At 54.0% G+C, this 278-nt stretch carries 1 protein-coding gene; it reads left to right on the top strand.

Annotation, left to right across the window (positions count from 1 at the left end; all coding sequences use genetic code 11):
- Positions 1-278, top strand: a 278-nt coding sequence (locus AC1RPQ_RS08435) for a hypothetical protein (protein ID WP_481762334.1), incomplete at both ends; no start/stop codon positions are given.

Here is a 278-nt window from a genome sequence, read left to right as displayed (position 1 = left end):
AAAGGCCGCGAAGGGCAAGAAGCAGCCGGTCGTCGAAGATGAAGACGAAGAAGAGGATGAAGACGACGAGTCCGAAGATGAGGAAGACGAAGAAGACGAGCCTGTGAGCAAGAAGAAGGCTCCGGCCAAGGGCAAGAAGAAGGTCGTCGAGGAAGACGAAGAAGAGGACGAGGAAGAAGACGAAGACGACGAGTCGGAAGAAGACGAAGACGACGAAGACGACGAGTCTGGTGAAGATGAGGACGAAGACGAAGAAGACGACGAGTCTGGTGAAGATG

This window comes from Dellaglioa sp. CoH-57-MRSF-21 (assembly GCF_056781915.1).
This window is presented reverse-complemented; position numbering and strand designations above follow the sequence as displayed.